The following is a 3010-nucleotide window of genomic DNA, read 5'->3' as shown; positions in this document are numbered from 1 at the left end:
GCTTCGTCGTCGTCGACCTCGTCGTCACAGCAACAGGCTCCTCAACCACACTGGTCACCGTCGTCGTCGGAGTAGTGACTGTTTCAGTCGTTGTCGTCTCAGTTCTCACGGTACTAGTGGTAGTCGCCGTTACTGTCGCCGTCGTCACTGGTGTCACAGTTGTTGTCGGAGAGGCTTTCTCCCATTTGGCATACACCGTCTTATCGCCCGTCAGCTCCACAGAAGTACCAGCTTCCTGGGACAGAGAACCGTCCAGGAACCAACCCGCAAACGTCTTTCCAGTCGGTGGCGTTGGCGTAGGCAACTCGACCGTCTTATCCGACGCATCTTCACGCACAAGACGGATCGACGCATCACTCGAAGCCTGCATAATCTCCTGGGAAGCGTTGTCTGGCAAAGTTCCGCCGTTAGTTTCAAGCGTCAACTTGTAGCCTTTCGACCACACCGGATGAAGCGTGTAATCAAACTTCACCGGACTATCCTCATTCAGCACAGCCCACGAAGGTATGGTCTTGTCCGGCTTCAGCCTTCTCGACCAAGCAAAAGAATACTGTCCTGAATACTTGCCCTTACCCTCATAAATAGGCGTTACACCAATCTTGGCACCGCGGTCGTATGTTCGCGTTACCGGAGTATCAACAGTTGCCTGGGCAAACGGCTGAAAATTGACGGTGACTTTGTTCTGCGCTTTTCGCTGTTCAGAGGTCTGAAAAACCCTGACATAGTCCATGTCTACATGTGACCTAGAGAAATCGTAAGGCTGATTCGACCCGCCCCACTGCCCCGGCTTGCGGGTACCCATGTTGAAAATCAGATGGAAATCGACGTTGAAAGGGTCATCGGGAGCGATCTTGCCGACAACCCCCCCATCTCCGTTGTCGTAGGTAAATGGCCAGCCATGATTACCGGCAATTATGTTTCCGCTTCTGAGTTCACCCTCCGAAGGCGCGGAACCCGTCGATTTCACATGTCCGTACTTAACACCGTCAAGATAGAACTCGAAACCACTCGGATCCCACTTCATCCCCCACACATGCCACTCGTTACTAATATCATCAACGCCATTAGCAAAAGCCGTTAACGCCGTATCATTCCGGCCACGCCTCGACTTGACGTTGGACATATGAATAGATGTTTGCATCGAATCACGACGGTTGCTGGGAACATACTCAATCCAGTCGATCTCACCGTCAATCGGCCAACCACGGGTACCGGCTTCCGGAACCATCCACAAAGCAGGCCAGGTGCCTGGCGCATCCTGAAGACGCAAACGTGTTTCGATATAACCGTAACGCCAGTACTTCTTGCCGACAGTCTTGATACCGCCAGACTCCGTAGAGCACATCGGCTTCGGGGCCGTCGCAGGCTTCGCCCGCAACCGCAAAAAACCGTCCTTGACCTGAATGGTTCCATCATCACCAACCGTATTGGTGTAACACATGTTGCCGTTTTCTACAGGCTTGTCGTCAAGACGCCAATCCTCCCCCAAAAAACCATCATTAAATTCAGAGGACCAAACCAATTCATAGTCAGTTCCCTTCACATTCTTACTGGACGGTGGGGGCGAACACTCCGGCCCAGTGCATGACGCAGCAGCCGCATACGGGACAGACAAGCCCGAAAGCCCGATCCCCACAGCTCCCCAGACAGCAAGCAGCGTCCTTCTAAGCTTGTTCATCAAGGCCTCTTTCCTCTTGAATGACGTAGCGATTGATGACATTGAAACAAGACAAAGATCGTCAAACGCGAGTTTTTCTTCCAATTAGGAGCGGCACAAACACAGCTCCGTTTCCTCTACAACTTAAGGGAAAACAATACAAAATCCAGCCTCTTTGAGGCCGCCTTTTAGCTAAATCACACTCCAACTACCCCCAAAAGTTAAGCAAAGAAGAAAGGGTCGAACATTTGTTTGCTCGGCACCTTAAGGGTCCATACGCCACCACCGCTTGAACCCGAGTCGAATAAGTCGGGGGACGGATTTTATATGGACGGCCTTAACTCCGACAACAGTCCAGTCGTTGGGGTATTTCACACACTGAGCCAATAGTTAGCGGGGTGCAGATTCGGCCCATATTTGACCTCTTTCATTCAAAGAGTTTTTTCCTCGCCAACTAGGCAACACGACAGTGCCCCCATATAACCTTGCCGAAAAAACATCCAAATAACCGACGCCACCGGAGGTGAAACAAATCTGCTTGCATATCTTCCCGGCAAGCTATCGGCCGTGTCTCGGGATCGTTAGACATCAAACCGGGCCGAAATTCCGAAAATTCGCCTGAAGACACATCCGGGCCTTGTTCAGCAACCGTTTTCATCGACTCCCCGGAGGATCACCCTCGCAGCACTTGCCAATAGGCCGAATGAACGCGATATCCACAACTGGCACACGCGCCATATAGCCTGAGCAACGCCCCAGACTTAGTAAGCAATACTGACGGTCCATCATCCAGATCCTCGACAACAAAACCTCCAAGACCAAGACTAGCCTATCGCTATAACGGGAGCGACCTGGCGATTCGATTTGTGCAGCAAATTGGGCCAACTCACGTGATCACATACACCACCAACGCTTTAACGAAGCGGCGCACATAACTCACCTTCAAAACTTAGTCAGAATCGCAACCCCACCAAAAACAGAGCACTTAAATCAGGAAAATCACAACTTATTTGTCCAATCCGGCAGCAACACGAACCAATTTTCCACCAGTTGAATTCAATAGATTCCACGCAGTCATCGACTGAAGATTGAAAAATCCCATCGATATCGGATTAAGTACTGCAACAACGAAGCCAATCAAAACCAATCCAACTGAGACGGGCAGCAGTATTCCCGAGCTACCGATACTTCCTTGAGCAAAGGAAGTTACGTCGGATCGTCGGCTCGTTGAATACGTGTGCGATTCATCCTCTCGGGACGGCTGGCTATCAATGTCGCCCTTTTCTTTGACCCACTTCGCATACAACGTCACATCAGAATCAACCCGCAACGGCGATCCCACCCGGGACGTCA

Annotated in this window: 2 protein-coding genes; both read right to left on the bottom strand. The window is 51.2% G+C overall.

Annotation, left to right across the window (positions count from 1 at the left end):
- Positions 1 to 1543: family 16 glycosylhydrolase (locus JZY06_RS06625; protein ID WP_207278780.1), on the bottom strand; the 1543-nt coding region annotated here is incomplete at its 3' end.
- Between the two features lie 1120 nt (positions 1544 to 2663).
- On the bottom strand, positions 2664 to 3010 hold a 347-nt coding region (locus tag JZY06_RS06620), incomplete at its 5' end, for a hypothetical protein (protein WP_207278779.1).

The organism is Corynebacterium mendelii, assembly GCF_017307055.1.
Lineage (GTDB): Bacteria > Actinomycetota > Actinomycetes > Mycobacteriales > Mycobacteriaceae > Corynebacterium > Corynebacterium mendelii.
The sequence above is the reverse complement of the archived record's forward strand: the minus strand, read 5'-3'. Positions and strand labels throughout refer to the sequence as shown.